This is a genomic window from Peribacillus sp. NPDC097675 (assembly GCF_050277655.1).
Lineage (GTDB): Bacteria > Bacillota > Bacilli > Bacillales > DSM-1321 > Peribacillus.
On the sequence record NZ_JBNNSK010000001.1, the window covers coordinates 428,017 to 443,516 of the forward strand.

Sequence of the window (15,500 nt, forward strand, 5' to 3'; positions counted from 1 at the left end):
TATGAAGGTAGCGAAAGAAAGATTAGATGTTTTATTGGTAGAACAAGGACTGGCCGATACACGTGAAAAAGCAAAACGAATGGTCATGGCAGGACTTGTCTATGCAAATGAAGAAAGATATGAAAAACCGGGTGAAAAAGTGCCGGTAGATCTTGAATTGACGATTAAAGGGAAAGTGATGCCTTATGTATCGAGAGGTGGACTTAAACTTGAAAAGGCGTTAAAAGAATTTGATTTGCACGTGGATGGGAAAATCCTTCTGGATATTGGTTCATCCACTGGGGGCTTTACCGATTGTGCTTTGCAAAATGGCGCCATCATGTCATATGCTCTTGATGTTGGCTATAATCAGCTCGCATGGAAGCTAAGACAAGATGAGCGGGTTAAGGTGATGGAACGGACTAATTTCCGCTATGTCACACCTGCTGATCTTGATGGGCAGATGCCTAATTTTTCAAGCATCGATGTGTCTTTCATCTCGCTCACTTTGATTTTACCTGTCTTAAAGACCTTGCTTGTTTCAAAAAGCGACGTCGTGGCACTTGTAAAACCTCAATTCGAGGCTGGTAAGGGCCAAGTCGGTAAAAAAGGGATTGTCCGGGAACCTAAAATCCATAAAGAAGTGTTGAATAAGATTATTTCCTTTGCAAAAGCGGAAGGATATGATATTAAAAATGCCTCCTTCTCACCTATTACTGGTGGAGATGGCAATATTGAATTCCTGCTTCATTTATTTTGGGAAGGTTCAAAGAACGTGGGAGATATACTGCTCTCCAAAACGGTGGATGACATCGTTGGAGAAGCCCATGCTCAATTTAAAAAAGAATAGATTGATCTATGCATGGCTCCTTGGCTGAATGGTTAGCTAAAGGAGCTTTTTTTAACTTGAAAACATGGGGAGATAGAAAATCAAAGAAATATACAAAAGTATGCTAAGAAAGTTTTGGAACAAAATAATCGTGAAAAACGGTGCAGTAAAGAAAAAGTTGTACAATTGTATAAAAATCCGCTAACATTAATATTAGCCTCTATCTTCAACAATCCATTTGTATTGGAAGAACATTTATGAAGATTAGGAAAAATCCGAGCGATTACATACAAGGAAAGCTTACTAGAGCTACCAACGTAGATTATTAAAATGAGCAACAGTTGAGAGGTGCTTCTACTTATGAATAAAGGACAGCGTCATATAAAAATCCGAGAAATTATTACGAATAATGATATTGAAACACAAGATGATTTAGTGGAAGAACTTAAAAATGCCGGTTACAATGTTACACAAGCTACCGTTTCACGAGATATTAAAGAGCTCCATCTTGTAAAGATTCCACTATCGGATGGCAGATATAAATATAGCTTACCAGCCGACCAACGCTTTAATCCATTACAGAAATTAAAAAGAATGCTGGTCGATGCTTTTGTTCGCATTGATGCAGCAAATAATTTACTTGTCATGAAAATGCTACCAGGAAATGCCCAAGCAATTTGTGCCTTAATTGATAACTTAAATTGGCCAGAGATACTCGGAACCATCGGTGGTGATGATACTTGTTTAATCATTTGTCGCTCCGATGAAGAAGCAAAGATCATATCCGGCAAATTCTTGGACATGCTCTAATATTTTGATGAGGTGATTCTGATTGTTAACAGAACTTTCGATAAGAAACTTTGCGATTATTGATAGCCTGTCCGTTTCGTTTGAAACAGGGTTGACAGTATTAACGGGTGAAACTGGTGCAGGGAAATCAATTATCATAGATGCCGTCCATTTATTGGTTGGAGGGCGTGGTTCGGCAGAATTTATACGCCACGGTGAATCGAAGGCAGAGATAGAGGGCTTGTTTCAAATTGAAGATGATAAACATCCGGTTTTTGAAAAAGCCAAAGAATTCGGAATAGACATGAATGATGGAATGGCAATTCTGAGAAGGGACATTTCGCTTAGTGGAAAAAGCGTATGCAGGGTAAACGGGAAGTTAGTCACGATTGCCATATTGCGTGAAATTGGGCGCACTCTAATTGATATTCATGGACAGCATGAACATCAGGAGTTAATGGATGAACGACTTCATCTTCCTTTACTGGATCAGTTTGGCGGAGAAAAAATTGCGGCTGCCCTTATGGAATATCAAAAGCTATATAAAAATTACGAAGTTACGTACAAACAGCTAAATAACCTAAGCCAAAATGAACAGCAAATGGTCCATCGATTAGATTTAATCCAGTTTCAATCCGACGAAATCCAAAAAGCTGATTTAAAGCTTCATGAAGATGAAGAATTGATGGAAGAACGTAAAAAGATTAACAATTTCGAAAAAATTCATGAGGCGCTACAAACTAGTTATAATGCCTTAAATGGAGAGCAACATGCATTTGATTGGTTGTCGGTTGCCATGAGTAATATGGAAGAAGCGGCAAGTCTTGACGAATCGTTAAAAAAGAGCTCGGAAACCGTTTCGAATAGTTATTTCCTTCTGGAAGAAGCGGTCTCTACTATTAGAGATCAGTTAGACTCCCTGGATTTTGATACAGAACGGGTGGAGTTCATTGAAAGCCGCCTAAATGAAATCAATCAATTGAAGCGAAAATACGGGCGAAGCATCGAAGAAATATTGGAATATGGTGCCGGAATCGAAGAAGAAATTGAAAAGTTGCAAAATCGGGAGAGCCATATCTTGAAGCTTGAAAAAGAACTTAAATCGATTAAGGCCGATTTAATTATTGAAGCGAAAAATTTGTCTGAGCTTCGTCAAAAATACGCCCAGCAGCTAACGAAGAACATTCACCAGGAACTAAAAGATTTATATATGGAAAAAACGATATTCGAACCACATTTTATTCAAACAGCCTATACATTTGATGAATTATCGGAACGTGGGATAAATCATTCTGGTCTGGATATCATGGAGTTCTACATATCAACCAATCCCGGAGAACCGTTAAAACCGTTGTCAAAGATCGCTTCGGGCGGAGAGTTATCACGAATTATGCTGGCATTGAAAAGCATTTTCTCCAAGCATCAAGGAATTACTTCTATTATATTTGATGAGGTCGACACAGGTGTAAGTGGTCGGGTAGCCCAATCCATTGCCGAAAAAATTTATAAAGTGGCTATAGGTTCCCAAGTACTTTGTATTTCGCATTTGCCGCAGGTTGCGGCCATGGCGGACACTCACCTATTCATTGCAAAGAATGTTAAGGCTGGTCGAACCAATACTTCGGTTAAACCCCTGATAGAAGCAGAAAAGATACGAGAAATTGGCAGGATGATATCCGGTGTGGAAATAACGGACTTAACAAGGCAACATGCCAATGAATTGATTCAACTTGCTAAAAAGCTTAAAATTACTTCCTGATGTTTCTTGTAAGAAGATATCTACAACTTATCATAAGCATTCATTGTAAAGCTATCCAAAAACGGATAGCTTTTATTTTGCTCTGCTGTTATAAATGATTGTCATGAAGGCTAAATTAAAGGGGTAGCCATAAAGTTTTAGAGAGCGAGGAGAGTGAATGGATTGAAATTTGTATGGATTAACAGGATCATCGGTGGAATTCTCCTTGTTTCGCTATTAACATTAGGGTTATACCAGCCATTTCGTGAATACTTTTTAATTCCAAATCAGCTTGTGCTCTTTGAAGGTAATCACTATAGTATTTCCAAGTCATTACCCGTTTCTGCAAAAGTTTTGGATTCAAGCCAAGGAATTTCGGTCCATGATGAGAAAACTTCCATTACACTTGATGCCGAAAAGCCGGGGACCAATGAGGTGCTGCTTGATGTTGCAGGTTTGCCGGCCAAAAAAGTCGATATTAAGGTGCTAAAAGACTTTAAAGTGCTCCCTGGTGGACAATCCATTGGGGTAAAGCTTAATACTTTGGGTGTGCTTGTAGTCGGCCATCATCTGGTTGATACACCTCAAGGAAAGAAATCACCAGGTGAAAAAGCGAAAGTGGAAATCGGGGACATCATTACTGAAATCAATGGTCAAACGATAAAAAAGATGGGTGACGTGACTCCTTTTGTTCAGCAGGCAGGTGAAAAGGGAGAGCCATTGGATCTAGTGATCAATCGTGATAATAAAGTGCTTCACAGTTCGCTTATGCCTTTGAAGGATAAAAGAGAAGGTATTTTCAAATTGGGTTTGTATATCCGTGATTCAGCCGCGGGTATCGGTACGATGACATTTTATCACCCGGAGACTAAGAAGTATGGAGCATTGGGACATGTCATATCAGACATGGACACTAAAAAGCCTATCGTGGTAAAAGATGGGCAAATTGTGCAATCGATGGTGACTTCCATTGAAAAGGGAAGTAATGGGGACCCGGGGGAGAAACTGGCTCGCTTTTCAGCCAACAAAGAAAAAATCGGCAATATTAACCGTAATAGCCCCTTTGGGATTTTCGGAAAATTAAATCAGGATTTCAAAAATGGTGTTATGGATAAGGCATTGCCAATTACCCTTTCTCATGAAGTGAAGGAGGGTCCTGCACAAATTCTTACGGTGGTGGACGGTTCCGAAGTGGAAGCCTTTGATGTTGAAATAGTCAGCTCCATTCCACAGAAGTTTCCTGCGATCAAAGGAATGGTTCTAAAAGTGACAGATAAAGAATTACTCCAAAAAACGGGTGGGATCGTTCAAGGGATGAGCGGAAGCCCCATCATTCAAAATGGCAAATTAATCGGTGCCGTTACCCATGTATTTGTCAATGATCCTACAAGTGGGTACGGAGTCCACATCGAGTGGATGTTAAACGAAGCCGGTATCAATATATATGACAAAGACGATTATGAGAAAGCAAGCTGAAATTACAGGGTATCCTTTTGGATACCTTTTTTCTGTATATCTTCTCTGTAATTCGCTGACAACTAAAATGATTTAATAAGAATAAGGTTTTTTGGAGGAAATATGTTAAAATGATGTTAAAATGATGATTTTTCGACAAACAGCTTCGTGTGATAGCAAACGAAGTCGAAAACAAGAGATATCCGGAGAATAATATTGAATTCCTTTTATTTTTTCGAAAATAAAAGGAATTTAGTTTCCATTGTCGAAAAGTTCAATTACAATAGTATTTAGTCATATAGAAAAAAAGACCATTGTAGTTGAGGAGGAAATCAAGAGTGAAAAAAATCAAGGTATGCGTAGTAGATGATAATAGAGAACTGGTTGGTCTTTTGGAAGAATACATTTCAGCCCAAGAAGACATGGAGGTAATCGGTATAGCACATAACGGTCAAGATTGTCTGGGTATGCTAGAAAGCGTTGATCCGGATATTTTAATTCTTGACATTATTATGCCTCATTTAGATGGCTTAGGGGTACTGGAGAAACTTCGTGAAGTAAAACGGGGAAACATGCCTAATGTGATTATGCTTACTGCATTCGGTCAAGAAGATGTAACGAAGAAGGCTGTGGATTTGGGGGCTTCCTATTTCATCCTAAAACCTTTCGATATGGAGAACTTGTCTAATCACATCCGTCAAGTGAGCAATAAAGGACAGTCTGTCCTCAAGAATCATAGTCAGTTTAGTTACCGTCCACAAACTGAATCAAAACCGAAAAACCTGGATGCCAGTATTACAAGCATTATTCACGAAATTGGAGTGCCTGCTCACATTAAAGGATACCTATACTTAAGGGAAGCGATTTCGATGGTGTACAATGATATTGAATTGCTGGGTTCAATAACTAAAGTCCTGTATCCCGATATTGCAAAAAAATATAATACCACGGCTAGTCGGGTTGAACGTGCCATCCGTCATGCGATAGAAGTAGCCTGGAGTCGCGGTAATATTGAATCCATTTCTTCTTTATTTGGTTATACGGTAAGCATGACCAAGGCTAAGCCTACGAATTCCGAATTCATTGCGATGGTCGCAGACAAGCTACGTCTTGAACACAAAGCTTCTTGACAGGGTTAGGGGATAGGCCTTCCAGATAATAGTAGGCCAATAAATTCTTAAAAATTATACTAAAAATCGATTTCAAAACCCATAAACTTATTCTGGAATGGCCAATGAATGTAAAAAATTCACTGGTCTTTTTATTTTGTTTAAAGGGTGATGAAATGAAGCTAACAGAGTTAGAATTTTTTCTGGAAGATTTTCTTCTTTACTGTCAATCAAAGAACTTGTCACTAAAAACTTTGGCTTCTTACGAACAGTCGTTAAAATTGTTTCTTTTGTATTTAAAGAATGAGCATGAGGTTATTGAACCAAATAAAGTGAAAACAGGACATATTCGTCAGTATATAAAGTACGTACAAGAACGAGGGAAATACACAGTAGTGGGGAATAATAAAAGTATTAAAATAAATCATCCTCAAAATAGAAAAGACTATAAAAAGACAGTCAGCAATGTGACAATCAATAATTACCTTAGAAATATAAAGGTCTTTTTTAATTGGTTGCATATAGAAGGAGAAGTAAGGAAAAATCCAGTCGATTCAATTAAACAGATCAAGACAGAGCGGAGACAGAAAAAAGAAATTAAAGAAGATGAGTTTAGATTATTACTGAATCAGTTTGATTACACTAAATTTCATGGTTATAGAAACAAAGTAATTGTAATGCTACTCCAAGATACAGGAATGAGGATTGGGGAATGCTTAGCCATTGAAGCTGATCATATTGATTTTAAACATAGAATGATACTTCTTACGAAAACCAAAGCAAGAAAAGAGAGGTATGTTTACTTCTCTCAACAAATGTCAAGAGAGCTACGCCATTACGTTAAGTTTAAAGAACGGTATACAACGGTAGAACTCCTTTTTCCAACTACAAGAAACACTGAGTTGACAATTGCATCATTTGAAAAACAACTTAAACAAGCCGGAGAAGAGATTGGGCTTTCGGTTCATCCCCATCAAATAAGGAACAACTTTGCAAGGCAATTCTTAATGAATGGAGGAGACCTTTATACCTTGAGTAGAATTTTAGGTCATTCTTCTGTTACGGTTACGGAACAAGCATACTTAGATCTCACTAGAGAAGAGATTGCAAAAAAGTACCATCAACATTCCCCTTTATCAAAATGGAGATTATAAATCCACAAACAAAACACTGTTGTACTTTACTGTGGTAAAGTATTATAATTAAATAAAGACCTTACCCATTATAGAGCTGGCACTCTAGGATAAGGTCGACCAACAATTCACAAGGAACTGTCATTGTCATTATATCAATGTTTTTCCTTGTACTCAAGGAGTAGATGGTATGTTAGTGAATGGAAAAATGGAAGAGCTAAAGAAATATAGTAAAAATACATATGATAAACAAGCTTTTGTAGAACAAGTTAAAAATAATTGGGACCTCACTGATCTTCAAATAAGAATGACCTACTTAATATCTGATTTAGCGGTGCAAGCAGATGGCGTTTTTTCAATCGCCTATAATACATTCGTTAATATGTTTGAACGTCGATTCAGTATGAAAATAAGTTTATCTTCTGTACGTCGATTCTTTAGTTTACTCTCAAAAATTGGAGTCTTGTCAGTTAATCCTGCTAAACGAAAAAATAATAAACAATCTGCAAATATTTATATTGTTGAGAATTTCAAAAGTGAAATTGCTGTAGAGAAAAAACTTAATGAAAATCATGAGCACCCAGTAGAACAACCATATGAACACCTTGAAGAGCATCATAATATACCTTTAACTAAACCATTAACTAAACCTCTAAATAAAAAGCCTAATTTCAATTGAAATTACAAGAAATCTGATATCGATAGATTCAAAAGTTTATTAACTAATGCTGCTAATGAAATGTATCCTAAGTTTTCTTTAGGTAGATGGTCAAAAAAACAGTGGAATACTCTAATTACCCAATTTGTGAATGATACGATTACAAGTGGACGCTATAAAAATGTACCTGACGAGAAGATTAACGGATTTACATATAAATGTCTTGAAAAAATTGTTTCTAATTCTGATTATAAAAGATCTCAAGACTTTTATGATTACCAACAGACAATGTCTGAATTGGCTCAAAATAAAAATAGAAATAAAAGTAATGAGGGATATCCGTTTATTTACAATTGGTTAGAAAACTGAGTTATAATAATATTAGCAAATTATGGAGGTTGTAACTGTTATGGTTAATTCTCATGATGTTGTTAGTGTAGCTGATATTTTAGGGGTTAGCCCATCTACTGTTAAAAAGTATTATCTACTTATGGAAGAAAATGATCATCGTTTTCAACGGAACACTATTGGGCGAGTAATTTTTTCTGATGCGGAATTAAATTTATTTCTTAAATTAATTTCCTTGAAGAATGAACCGGGGATGACAGTGAAGAAGGCAGTAGAACAGATTATAGGCGAGATGAATACAAGTGCGAAAGAACCTCAACCTATTAACAGTTTAGACCCTTTAATACATGAACAGGACTTTCTTAGCGTTACAAAACAAGAGTTTCGAGAAGCAATTAAAATAATTGAACAAATTGAAGAGTTAAAAATGGATTTAAATCAAACGGTTAAAATAATAATCTGAAAAATTTTAAATCATAAGTGAGAGAACTAACCCGATAATTAGATAGCTCTCAGAGGTTCATAATGACCTCGTGTTGAATCTTTAGAATATTAATGGAGAATTATATAGAATCTTTCATAAGGTTCAGTAATGAGCAATTTTGGATAGGAGATGACTGTTATGAAAGCAGAAGAGATTTTAGTAATAATTGAAAAAATGGAAAACGAAGAACGGTGGAAGCTGCTCGATGAAATGTTTAATAAGTATTACAACAATAGAGGGATTCCAAAAACTGAGCTGGATTTAGAGTATTAAACATAGGTGAGAAGAGGGCTGCGATTTTTATCGCAGTTTTTTTGTGGTTTGCTTTACATTCTTGGAATAGAAGATATAAAGACTCCGTAATAAAAAACATAACTACGGAGGTTATTCATATGAAACAAAATCAGATCGCTGAATTGAAAAGTAAGTTAACAATTCTTTATAGTAACTATAGGGGTCTTAATATAATAGCTGAAACTAAGGAAGATTTTGAGGAGCTTGATTGTATTGAGAAAGGGATAGATTTTATTAAGTATAAATTATTAGAACTAACAGGCGATGATAGTTATAATCCAAGTATAGTAGCAGTAGTAAAAAAGTATCGAAGAACATATTGGGATTTTCATGAGTATGGAGCAATTTCGCTTTCTGAACTATACAAACGGAAGCAAGCTAAAATCGCAATCATTAAACGAAAACACAAACAAAATGGTATAGCAAACATCACTGTAAATATGATGAATATTCATTCTTTTGGTGTTGGAAAAGAAGAGATAGAAGTTTATTTGAAAAATCGAAGAAATAAAACAAAGCAACTTAATCGAAGAAAGAATCACCTTGATATGCTTTTGCAAGAAGTGTGGGCATATGCATTTTATTTTAACACTCGCGATCGATTTGAAGAAGTTCAAGATTTAGTTCTTCAAGTCTTTGGGCCTGATAAAAAAGTTAAGGAAGCTAAATTAAATGAAACTAGAAAAGTTATAAAACTGGCAAGAATGTTAAGGAATCAGCTCTAATAGCTGATTCTTTTTTGGTGAAATCAATATTTTATAAATCCAGCAACAGACCTCTAAGCCCCTTCTCAGTTGATTAAATTAACGTACCGCTAGAAAGTTTAAGATACTAAACTATTCTTCTTGGTATTTAACAAACTCGACTTTTTTTTCACTCAAGTTTGGTTTTGCCTTAAATCCAGCTTCTGTCCAGGAATAGGCTTGTGTGTGCTGCGAAGCACCATCCCACCATGCCATATACCTAGACGCAGATACTGGAAGAGTAAATCCAAGCACGTCTTCCACTTCTAAAAAAGTCATAACTATTCGATTCGAACCGTTTAATTTTAAAAATTTATGCAGCGGTTCATATTTACTGTTCCTTGTACCCATCTCTTCAGCCCCTTAAATCTCATGGTTTATAATTTTTAGCTAATAAATTTATTAAATACCTCTTTGTTGTAGCCTTCAAAAAGTTCATTGAAAGTGAGAATGATCCAATCTACCTGTTTGTAATTCGGATTCGTTATAGCTTAGATTAACAGTTTTTCTCATCTCGTTGTATTCAATTACTATTGTTTGGATAAGATCAGCTAACAAAGCAATTTCAGCAGAATCAAAGGCATCTCTCAATTTACTATCTTCAACATTCTTAGTTCCTGAATAGTTACCATACGTATATCGGTATGAAACTGCTAATTTTAGGAGCCTTGGAGACGCATATTGTCCATTTATAATGATGAATTCATATAAAGCTTTTTTATTTGCAGACGTAACATCATTGATTATTTTAGTAACTTCTTCGGATATAAGCCTTCCTGTTAACTCAGTGACTCTTTTAATTTGAGAGGCTTCAATTTCAAGAAAAGGAAATTGTTCAAACTCAAAGTTTTGTCCATTCTTCATATAAAAAAATCGGATATATTCTGATTGAATAACAATTGAATAAATCTCCGTATATAAGAGACTATACCGTTTAAAAGCATAATCATTGCGGAAGGTTAACTCATTTGAAAAAATTGTAATATCTCGTTCGAATATTTGCTTAACCTCTTCTGTTTTCTGGGTAATTAATTGTATATCTTCTTTGGTTGCTAGATTCTTGCCTTTCTCCTTTGCATAACTCGGAAGATAATTTTTAGTGAATAAGCCCAAGATAAAACTAACTACAATTAATAAAAAATATTCTACCATATTGCACCAACATCCTTTGTCTTATATTCTACTATAATCTGTTATGTTGTTAAACTTTACAACAAATTATAAGGTATAAAATTCTCATTTTTTAATTATAAGGAAAAAGTGGTTTAATCTTAAATTAACCTCTAGTTTTAGATAATAAAATTCATATCCTACTTATAATAATTTGAATATGTTGTCAGTTAAATATGATTTTGTGCGAACTCTACTTCGTAAGATTCTTTTTGTCCAACCTAAAGGTTGTCCAAAGTTAGAAATTTAACATATTTTCAGAAAGTGGAAATACGTTGTCCAGAAACCCTTTGGTACCAACACTTCTTGAACATTTTTGTAATAATAAATATTATAAAGTGGGTATCATACGAAAACCTTTCGAAGAAAGTTTGAGTAAAAGTTTACGACAGTGGTGCTCCGTTTAATTTACGTTTTAAAACCTCCAGATATATTAACAACAAGAAATAACTATCTTGGAGGAATTAAAATGACAGTAAAAGTATTAGATGCAATTTGTGGATCAGGTAAAACAAGTTACGCAATCCAATATATTAATGAAAATCCGGATAAACTATTTATCTATGTGACCCCATTTTTATCAGAAGTTAAGAGAATTAAAAATGAATCCATGCAAGAATTTTACGAACCAGAAACAAAATATGGTAAAGGTAAAAAATCAAATCACATAAAAACCCTTGTTAAAGAAGCAGCCAATATTGTTATGACTCATGAATTATTTGCTAGACTCGATCAAGAAACGTTAATGAACATTAAGTTAGAAGGATATACATTGATTATGGACGAAGTAGCTAACGTGCTTAACAGTGTTGGAGACATAACAAAAGATGATATTCGATCTTTAAGAGCTTCGAAAATTCTTAGAATTGCACCAACTGGAGAAATCACTTGGCTCGATAGCGATTATAATGGAGTCTTCAATCATTTGAAGGTATTAGCTATGAAGAAAAATCTGTTCCTTCATAATGGAGTTATTATTTTTTGGACAATGCCAGTGATAAATTTCAGTTCTTTCGAAGAAGTTTATATCCTTACATATTTATTTGTTGGGCAAATTCAAAAGTATTACTACGATATGCATGAAATCAAATATCAAAAATATTCAGTAGTCAAAGCTGAAGAAAAATACAAATTAACTCAGTATTCAAAGAGTCTTGAACCGAGAGATTATATTGGAAGTCTTCTTGGTATATATGAAGATTACCAGAATGGAAAATCAATTAGTAAATTGAATTCGAATTATCTTGTCAAATCTAGTAAGCCTGATAAAGTTTTATCCAAAAGATGGTTTAATGAAGCGGATACATCTCAGATTGATCAACTTAGAAAAAATCTATTAACCTTCTTTACGACTCAAGCTTCAACAAAAGTTGATGATCTTTTCTGGACTACTTTTAAAACTCTAGCTCCAAAAATAAAAAATAAGAAATGTAAGATCAATAAGGAAGACGACCGTTCCAAAGACAATTTCATCCCATTTAACACAAGAGCTACAAACGCTTATGCAGATAAAACAGCAATGGCTTTCGTACTTAACCGTTTCATGAATCCTAATGAGAAGCAATTCTTCTCCAATCGTGGAATAGAAGTGGATGAAGATTTATTAGCAACCTCAGATTTAATTCAATTTTTGTTCCGTGGTTGTATACGAAATAATAAACCTATGAATTGTTACATTCCATCAAGCAGGATGAGAACTCTGTTGAAAAAATGGATAAATTTCGAAATATAAGAATGGCCTTATAACTAATTGTTAAAACGAACAAAAATATTGTTAAAACGAACAAAAATCCGTACAAATTCCCTTAGAAATATATATATATATTAGAGAGTTATAGTGGTTTTTCATTACTATATCAAAGAAAGTTTCTCCAGGCTTTCTTCAATTTTTTCAACGTTTGAATATAAGAGAAAGATATATACATTTCTTTTCTCAACCTAAGACGCTCAAATTACTTGAGTGTCTTTTTATTTTTTGCCTACTACAAAAATTGTTAAACTCAACAAATATTAAATATCTCACAAAAGGAATCAATAATAGCATAGGAGATTCCTTAAATAGAATTAACAATGTCAATAAATATATGGAGGAAAACAGATGAAAATGGAAATACGTGTCGTTACATCTCAGTTAGAAGCTAATCCTGATGGATCAATGACTGTTTCAGGATATGTCAATAAGACAGAACAGCTTAGTAATGTTTTAGGGACAGCAAAAAAATTCGTTGAAAAAATCGGAAAAGGAGCTTTCGCTCGAGCTATTCAGAATTCTTCTAGTGATATAGATTTTCTAGCAGAGCATAAAAGAGAATTGATCCTTGCATCAACTCGAAATAGTTCTTTAGAACTTAAAGAGGATGAGCAGGGTCTTTTTATGTCAGCGACAATTACGCCAACTTCTTGGGGAAAGGACTATTACGAATTAATTAAGTCTGGAATCCACAGAAGTATGTCTTTCGGTTTTAGGACCATAAAAGACAATTGGAAGTTAATTGGTCAAGATTTCTATGAAAGAACGATTGAAGAGTTAGAACTATTTGAGGTTAGTGTTGTTAAAGATCCAGCCTATTCTCAATCAACTATTTCAGCAAGAGGAATTGATCTTATTGAAGACGTGAAAATACCGTCTAATTTAGAATTATTGAAAAAGGGAACTAAACTTTCAGTTTATAAAAAAGAGGAGAGAAAATCTAATATGAAAACAGTACATTACTATGGACAACCAACAAAAGAATCAGAAGCAAAAGAACAGAGAAAAGCTGAGTATAAAAGGGTAGCAAATTATCTTCGTGGAGAAGAACGAGCATTGAACTATACAGGTAATGGTACTAGTGCTGTTCCTCAAAATGTTCATCAAGAGATTATTAAGAAGTTAGAAGAAACAGCTCCAGTATTTGGACGGTCTCGAAAGTTTCCCACCGTTGCAGGTTCATTGAAAATACCAAGAGAGAATAGTACGGATCAAGCAGGATTTGTAGGGGAAGGCCAAAATGTTACAGAATTAGCAATATCCTTTGGTGAAGTAAAACTTGAACAAAAACGCGTAGGTGCATCAATTTCATTAACAAATATGTTAATCAATGATTCTGGTGTTAACATTGTTGATTATGTTGCAGATCTGTTATCACGACGAGTTGGAAAGACAATTGAGAGTTCTATCTTTACTGGTAACACAGCAGAAGAATTTCGTGGAATTGTTCATGACACAGATGTTAAAGAAGTAAAGGTTGTAGTTCCTGTTGGTAAAAATCTTATAGAGTTTTTGAAAATAGAAGATTTATTAGACCTATACAACACAATTCATCCTGACTATCTTACTGGTTCTGCATTCTACATTCAGAGAGATGCATTCAATGTAATTTCGAAAATGAAAGATGAAGCTGGACACTTTTATATGCAGAATGGATTCGTAAATGGAAGATTGACCTACACGTTGTTTGGTGCTGAAATTATCGTAACTAATTCTCTAACTGCTGAAAATCCTATTGTCTTCGGAAATGTTGGATTAGGATATGCAATCATGGTTAAAGGTGAGTCGGGTCTTCAGATGATTACGGATACTAAGAATGCTCTTGCAGGTACGAAAATGTTCATCTACGATATGTATGTTGATGGAGCTGTATTCAATCCTGAAGCATTAGCGAAGTTAACTGTTTCTAACTAAAGTCATTGGAAGTGGATGAGACCTATATCTCTGAAACTTCCTTCTTTTTTTAGGCTCTGTTCGTAAAGATTGTTGCTATCAGCTATATAAAACAGGGACAGCTATAGTTTAGCTGTCCCTGTTATTGAATAACGTACCCGTTTGTTTAGCAAGAATTCATCTCTAATGCTCCTCTTTAAAAATAATCTTAGCCAATACTGCACCAACCATAGCCATTATTCCTGCAAAAAGACCCGTATATATTGACTTATCCCATTCTACAAAAGAAGTTACAACGGTAAGTATTGTGGCAGTAAACGCAGAAGTAAAGATGATTTGTGCTGTATTTAATTTAGCATTTAATTTCATATTTGAATTCCCTCATTTCTTTGCTGTCCCGCCCCTTTAGCCCTATTCCTTCTATATATTCTACTTTAATAAGGATTTATCCTTCTTGAGCTATCCTGCCCCGTTAGTTGAATAAGATAAGGTATCTAGAGCAACAATCTCTGCGGACTGAGCTTTTTTTATGAACGAAAAAAATGAGGTACCGATTATCAATACCAAGATTGATGTTTTGTAAAAAAGTTAGATGCCTGTTTGAGACTCAAGATGCAAGGCAGTAGTTCGTATTATTAGGGCTGATATAAGTCTGTTAGGTATTAGCTCTTAAAAATATGGTATTACTGGAGTTAGTACTTGCTGTAAGTTATGAATTATAACATGCTGCCATAGATATAGGCTTTATATGGAGAGTATTACAATACAACAATATATAAAATAATATTCGAAAGGAAGGATAATGATGGATAAGAAGATTGAATGTTTAAAGGATATTAAAGAAGATGTAGGTGTGGATTTATATCGTAAAGCAGTGACTAAGGTTGTTGCATCATACTATTCTAAAGTGTTATCTAACAGAGGTAAGAAAGTAAAGAGAACTGAGGTTTGGGAAAGAACAAACATAAAGCTAAAGGAGTTAGGTATAGAAGAAGTTTCATATGAGTTCATGAGAACTGTGGTTTGAGTTAAGTTTAATCATTTAAGGTGAAAGCTGAAGTAGATGATGTAGACTCAAGTGCAGAGTAGTAGCTCAGGTGAAGATAGTAGTTTGTAATTGGATGTGTG

The 15,500-nt window shown here is 34.8% G+C and carries 17 protein-coding genes; 14 read left to right on the forward strand and 3 right to left on the reverse strand.

Annotated elements, in window-relative coordinates:
- The first annotated feature begins 1 nt into the window (after position 1).
- From ACQKL5_RS02130 to ACQKL5_RS02180, 11 genes are all read left to right on the forward strand, one after another.
- Entirely contained in the window at positions 2–829 is an 828-nt protein-coding gene (locus ACQKL5_RS02130) for a TlyA family RNA methyltransferase (RefSeq protein WP_427606369.1), read from the forward strand.
- A 339-nt stretch (positions 830–1,168) separates the two neighbouring features.
- Positions 1,169–1,618 (forward strand): transcriptional regulator AhrC/ArgR, encoded by a 450-nt coding sequence (gene ahrC, locus ACQKL5_RS02135; protein WP_427606370.1) that lies wholly within the window; start codon positions 1,169–1,171, stop codon positions 1,616–1,618.
- Between the two features lie 22 nt (positions 1,619–1,640).
- Positions 1,641–3,356 carry a DNA repair protein RecN gene (gene recN, locus ACQKL5_RS02140; protein ID WP_427606371.1) on the forward strand — a complete coding sequence of 572 codons (1,716 nt, stop codon included), beginning with the start codon at positions 1,641–1,643 and terminating at the stop codon, positions 3,354–3,356.
- Between the two features lie 162 nt (positions 3,357–3,518).
- Entirely contained in the window at positions 3,519–4,811 is a 1,293-nt protein-coding gene (spoIVB, locus tag ACQKL5_RS02145) for a SpoIVB peptidase (RefSeq protein WP_427606372.1), read from the forward strand.
- A gap of 317 nt (positions 4,812–5,128) precedes the next feature.
- Positions 5,129–5,920 (forward strand): sporulation transcription factor Spo0A, encoded by a 792-nt coding sequence (gene spo0A / locus ACQKL5_RS02150; RefSeq protein WP_427606373.1) that lies wholly within the window; start codon positions 5,129–5,131, stop codon positions 5,918–5,920.
- A gap of 155 nt (positions 5,921–6,075) precedes the next feature.
- A complete protein-coding gene (locus ACQKL5_RS02155) occupies positions 6,076–7,053 on the forward strand; it encodes a tyrosine-type recombinase/integrase (RefSeq protein ID WP_427606374.1) in 978 nt (325 codons plus the stop codon).
- Between the two features lie 169 nt (positions 7,054–7,222).
- Positions 7,223–7,711: a hypothetical protein gene (locus ACQKL5_RS02160; RefSeq protein ID WP_427606375.1), complete on the forward strand. Its 489-nt coding sequence runs from the start codon at positions 7,223–7,225 to the stop codon at positions 7,709–7,711.
- A 126-nt stretch (positions 7,712–7,837) separates the two neighbouring features.
- Positions 7,838–8,059 (forward strand): hypothetical protein, encoded by a 222-nt coding sequence (locus ACQKL5_RS02165; RefSeq protein ID WP_427606376.1) that lies wholly within the window; start codon positions 7,838–7,840, stop codon positions 8,057–8,059.
- Positions 8,060–8,099: 40 nt separating this feature from the next.
- Positions 8,100–8,501 (forward strand): hypothetical protein, encoded by a 402-nt coding sequence (locus ACQKL5_RS02170; RefSeq protein ID WP_427606377.1) that lies wholly within the window; start codon positions 8,100–8,102, stop codon positions 8,499–8,501.
- A 159-nt stretch (positions 8,502–8,660) separates the two neighbouring features.
- On the forward strand, positions 8,661–8,795 hold the full coding sequence (locus tag ACQKL5_RS02175; RefSeq protein ID WP_427606378.1) for a hypothetical protein: 135 nt from the start codon (positions 8,661–8,663) through the stop codon (positions 8,793–8,795).
- A gap of 119 nt (positions 8,796–8,914) precedes the next feature.
- Positions 8,915–9,541, forward strand: a complete 627-nt coding sequence (locus tag ACQKL5_RS02180) for a hypothetical protein (protein ID WP_427606379.1) — start codon at positions 8,915–8,917, stop codon at positions 9,539–9,541.
- Positions 9,542–9,652: 111 nt separating this feature from the next.
- Here ACQKL5_RS02180 and ACQKL5_RS02185 read toward each other — a convergent pair whose 3' ends face one another.
- Positions 9,653–9,910, reverse strand: a complete 258-nt coding sequence (locus ACQKL5_RS02185; protein ID WP_427606380.1) for a DUF7662 domain-containing protein — start codon at positions 9,908–9,910, stop codon at positions 9,653–9,655.
- Positions 9,911–9,994: 84 nt separating this feature from the next.
- On the reverse strand, positions 9,995–10,711 hold the full coding sequence (locus tag ACQKL5_RS02190) for a hypothetical protein (RefSeq protein ID WP_427606381.1): 717 nt from the start codon (positions 10,709–10,711) through the stop codon (positions 9,995–9,997).
- A 487-nt stretch (positions 10,712–11,198) separates the two neighbouring features.
- Between ACQKL5_RS02190 and ACQKL5_RS02195 the strand changes: the two genes are divergently transcribed.
- Both ACQKL5_RS02195 and ACQKL5_RS02200 read left to right on the forward strand, forming a co-directional pair.
- On the forward strand, positions 11,199–12,461 hold the full coding sequence (locus tag ACQKL5_RS02195) for a DEAD/DEAH box helicase family protein (RefSeq protein WP_427606382.1): 1,263 nt from the start codon (positions 11,199–11,201) through the stop codon (positions 12,459–12,461).
- Between the two features lie 366 nt (positions 12,462–12,827).
- Positions 12,828–14,393 (forward strand): phage major capsid protein, encoded by a 1,566-nt coding sequence (locus tag ACQKL5_RS02200; RefSeq protein ID WP_427606383.1) that lies wholly within the window; start codon positions 12,828–12,830, stop codon positions 14,391–14,393.
- Positions 14,394–14,555: 162 nt separating this feature from the next.
- Here the strand turns inward: ACQKL5_RS02200 and ACQKL5_RS02205 are convergent, their stop codons facing one another.
- Positions 14,556–14,741 (reverse strand): hypothetical protein, encoded by a 186-nt coding sequence (locus ACQKL5_RS02205; RefSeq protein WP_427606384.1) that lies wholly within the window; start codon positions 14,739–14,741, stop codon positions 14,556–14,558.
- Between the two features lie 436 nt (positions 14,742–15,177).
- Here ACQKL5_RS02205 and ACQKL5_RS02210 point away from each other — a divergent pair, with 436 nt between their 5' ends.
- Positions 15,178–15,399: a hypothetical protein gene (locus ACQKL5_RS02210; RefSeq protein ID WP_427606385.1), complete on the forward strand. Its 222-nt coding sequence runs from the start codon at positions 15,178–15,180 to the stop codon at positions 15,397–15,399.
- Positions 15,400–15,500: the final 101 nt, after the last annotated feature.

Excerpts from the sequence above, each read along its gene's own strand:
- ACQKL5_RS02130 (WP_427606369.1), top strand. The coding sequence starts at position 2 with ATGAAGGTAGCGAAAGAAAGATTAGATGTTTTATTGGTAGAACAAGGA.
- ahrC (WP_427606370.1), top strand. The coding sequence starts at position 1,169 with ATGAATAAAGGACAGCGTCATATAAAAATCCGAGAAATTATTACGAAT.
- ACQKL5_RS02155 (WP_427606374.1), top strand. The coding sequence starts at position 6,076 with ATGAAGCTAACAGAGTTAGAATTTTTTCTGGAAGATTTTCTTCTTTAC.
- ACQKL5_RS02160 (WP_427606375.1), top strand. The coding sequence starts at position 7,223 with ATGTTAGTGAATGGAAAAATGGAAGAGCTAAAGAAATATAGTAAAAAT.
- ACQKL5_RS02170 (WP_427606377.1), top strand. The coding sequence starts at position 8,100 with ATGGTTAATTCTCATGATGTTGTTAGTGTAGCTGATATTTTAGGGGTT.
- ACQKL5_RS02175 (WP_427606378.1), top strand. The coding sequence starts at position 8,661 with ATGAAAGCAGAAGAGATTTTAGTAATAATTGAAAAAATGGAAAACGAA.
- ACQKL5_RS02180 (WP_427606379.1), top strand. The coding sequence starts at position 8,915 with ATGAAACAAAATCAGATCGCTGAATTGAAAAGTAAGTTAACAATTCTT.
- ACQKL5_RS02185 (WP_427606380.1), bottom strand. The coding sequence starts at position 9,910 with ATGGGTACAAGGAACAGTAAATATGAACCGCTGCATAAATTTTTAAAA.
- ACQKL5_RS02190 (WP_427606381.1), bottom strand. The coding sequence starts at position 10,711 with ATGGTAGAATATTTTTTATTAATTGTAGTTAGTTTTATCTTGGGCTTA.
- ACQKL5_RS02195 (WP_427606382.1), top strand. The coding sequence starts at position 11,199 with ATGACAGTAAAAGTATTAGATGCAATTTGTGGATCAGGTAAAACAAGT.
- ACQKL5_RS02200 (WP_427606383.1), top strand. The coding sequence starts at position 12,828 with ATGAAAATGGAAATACGTGTCGTTACATCTCAGTTAGAAGCTAATCCT.
- ACQKL5_RS02205 (WP_427606384.1), bottom strand. The coding sequence starts at position 14,741 with ATGAAATTAAATGCTAAATTAAATACAGCACAAATCATCTTTACTTCT.
- ACQKL5_RS02210 (WP_427606385.1), top strand. The coding sequence starts at position 15,178 with ATGGATAAGAAGATTGAATGTTTAAAGGATATTAAAGAAGATGTAGGT.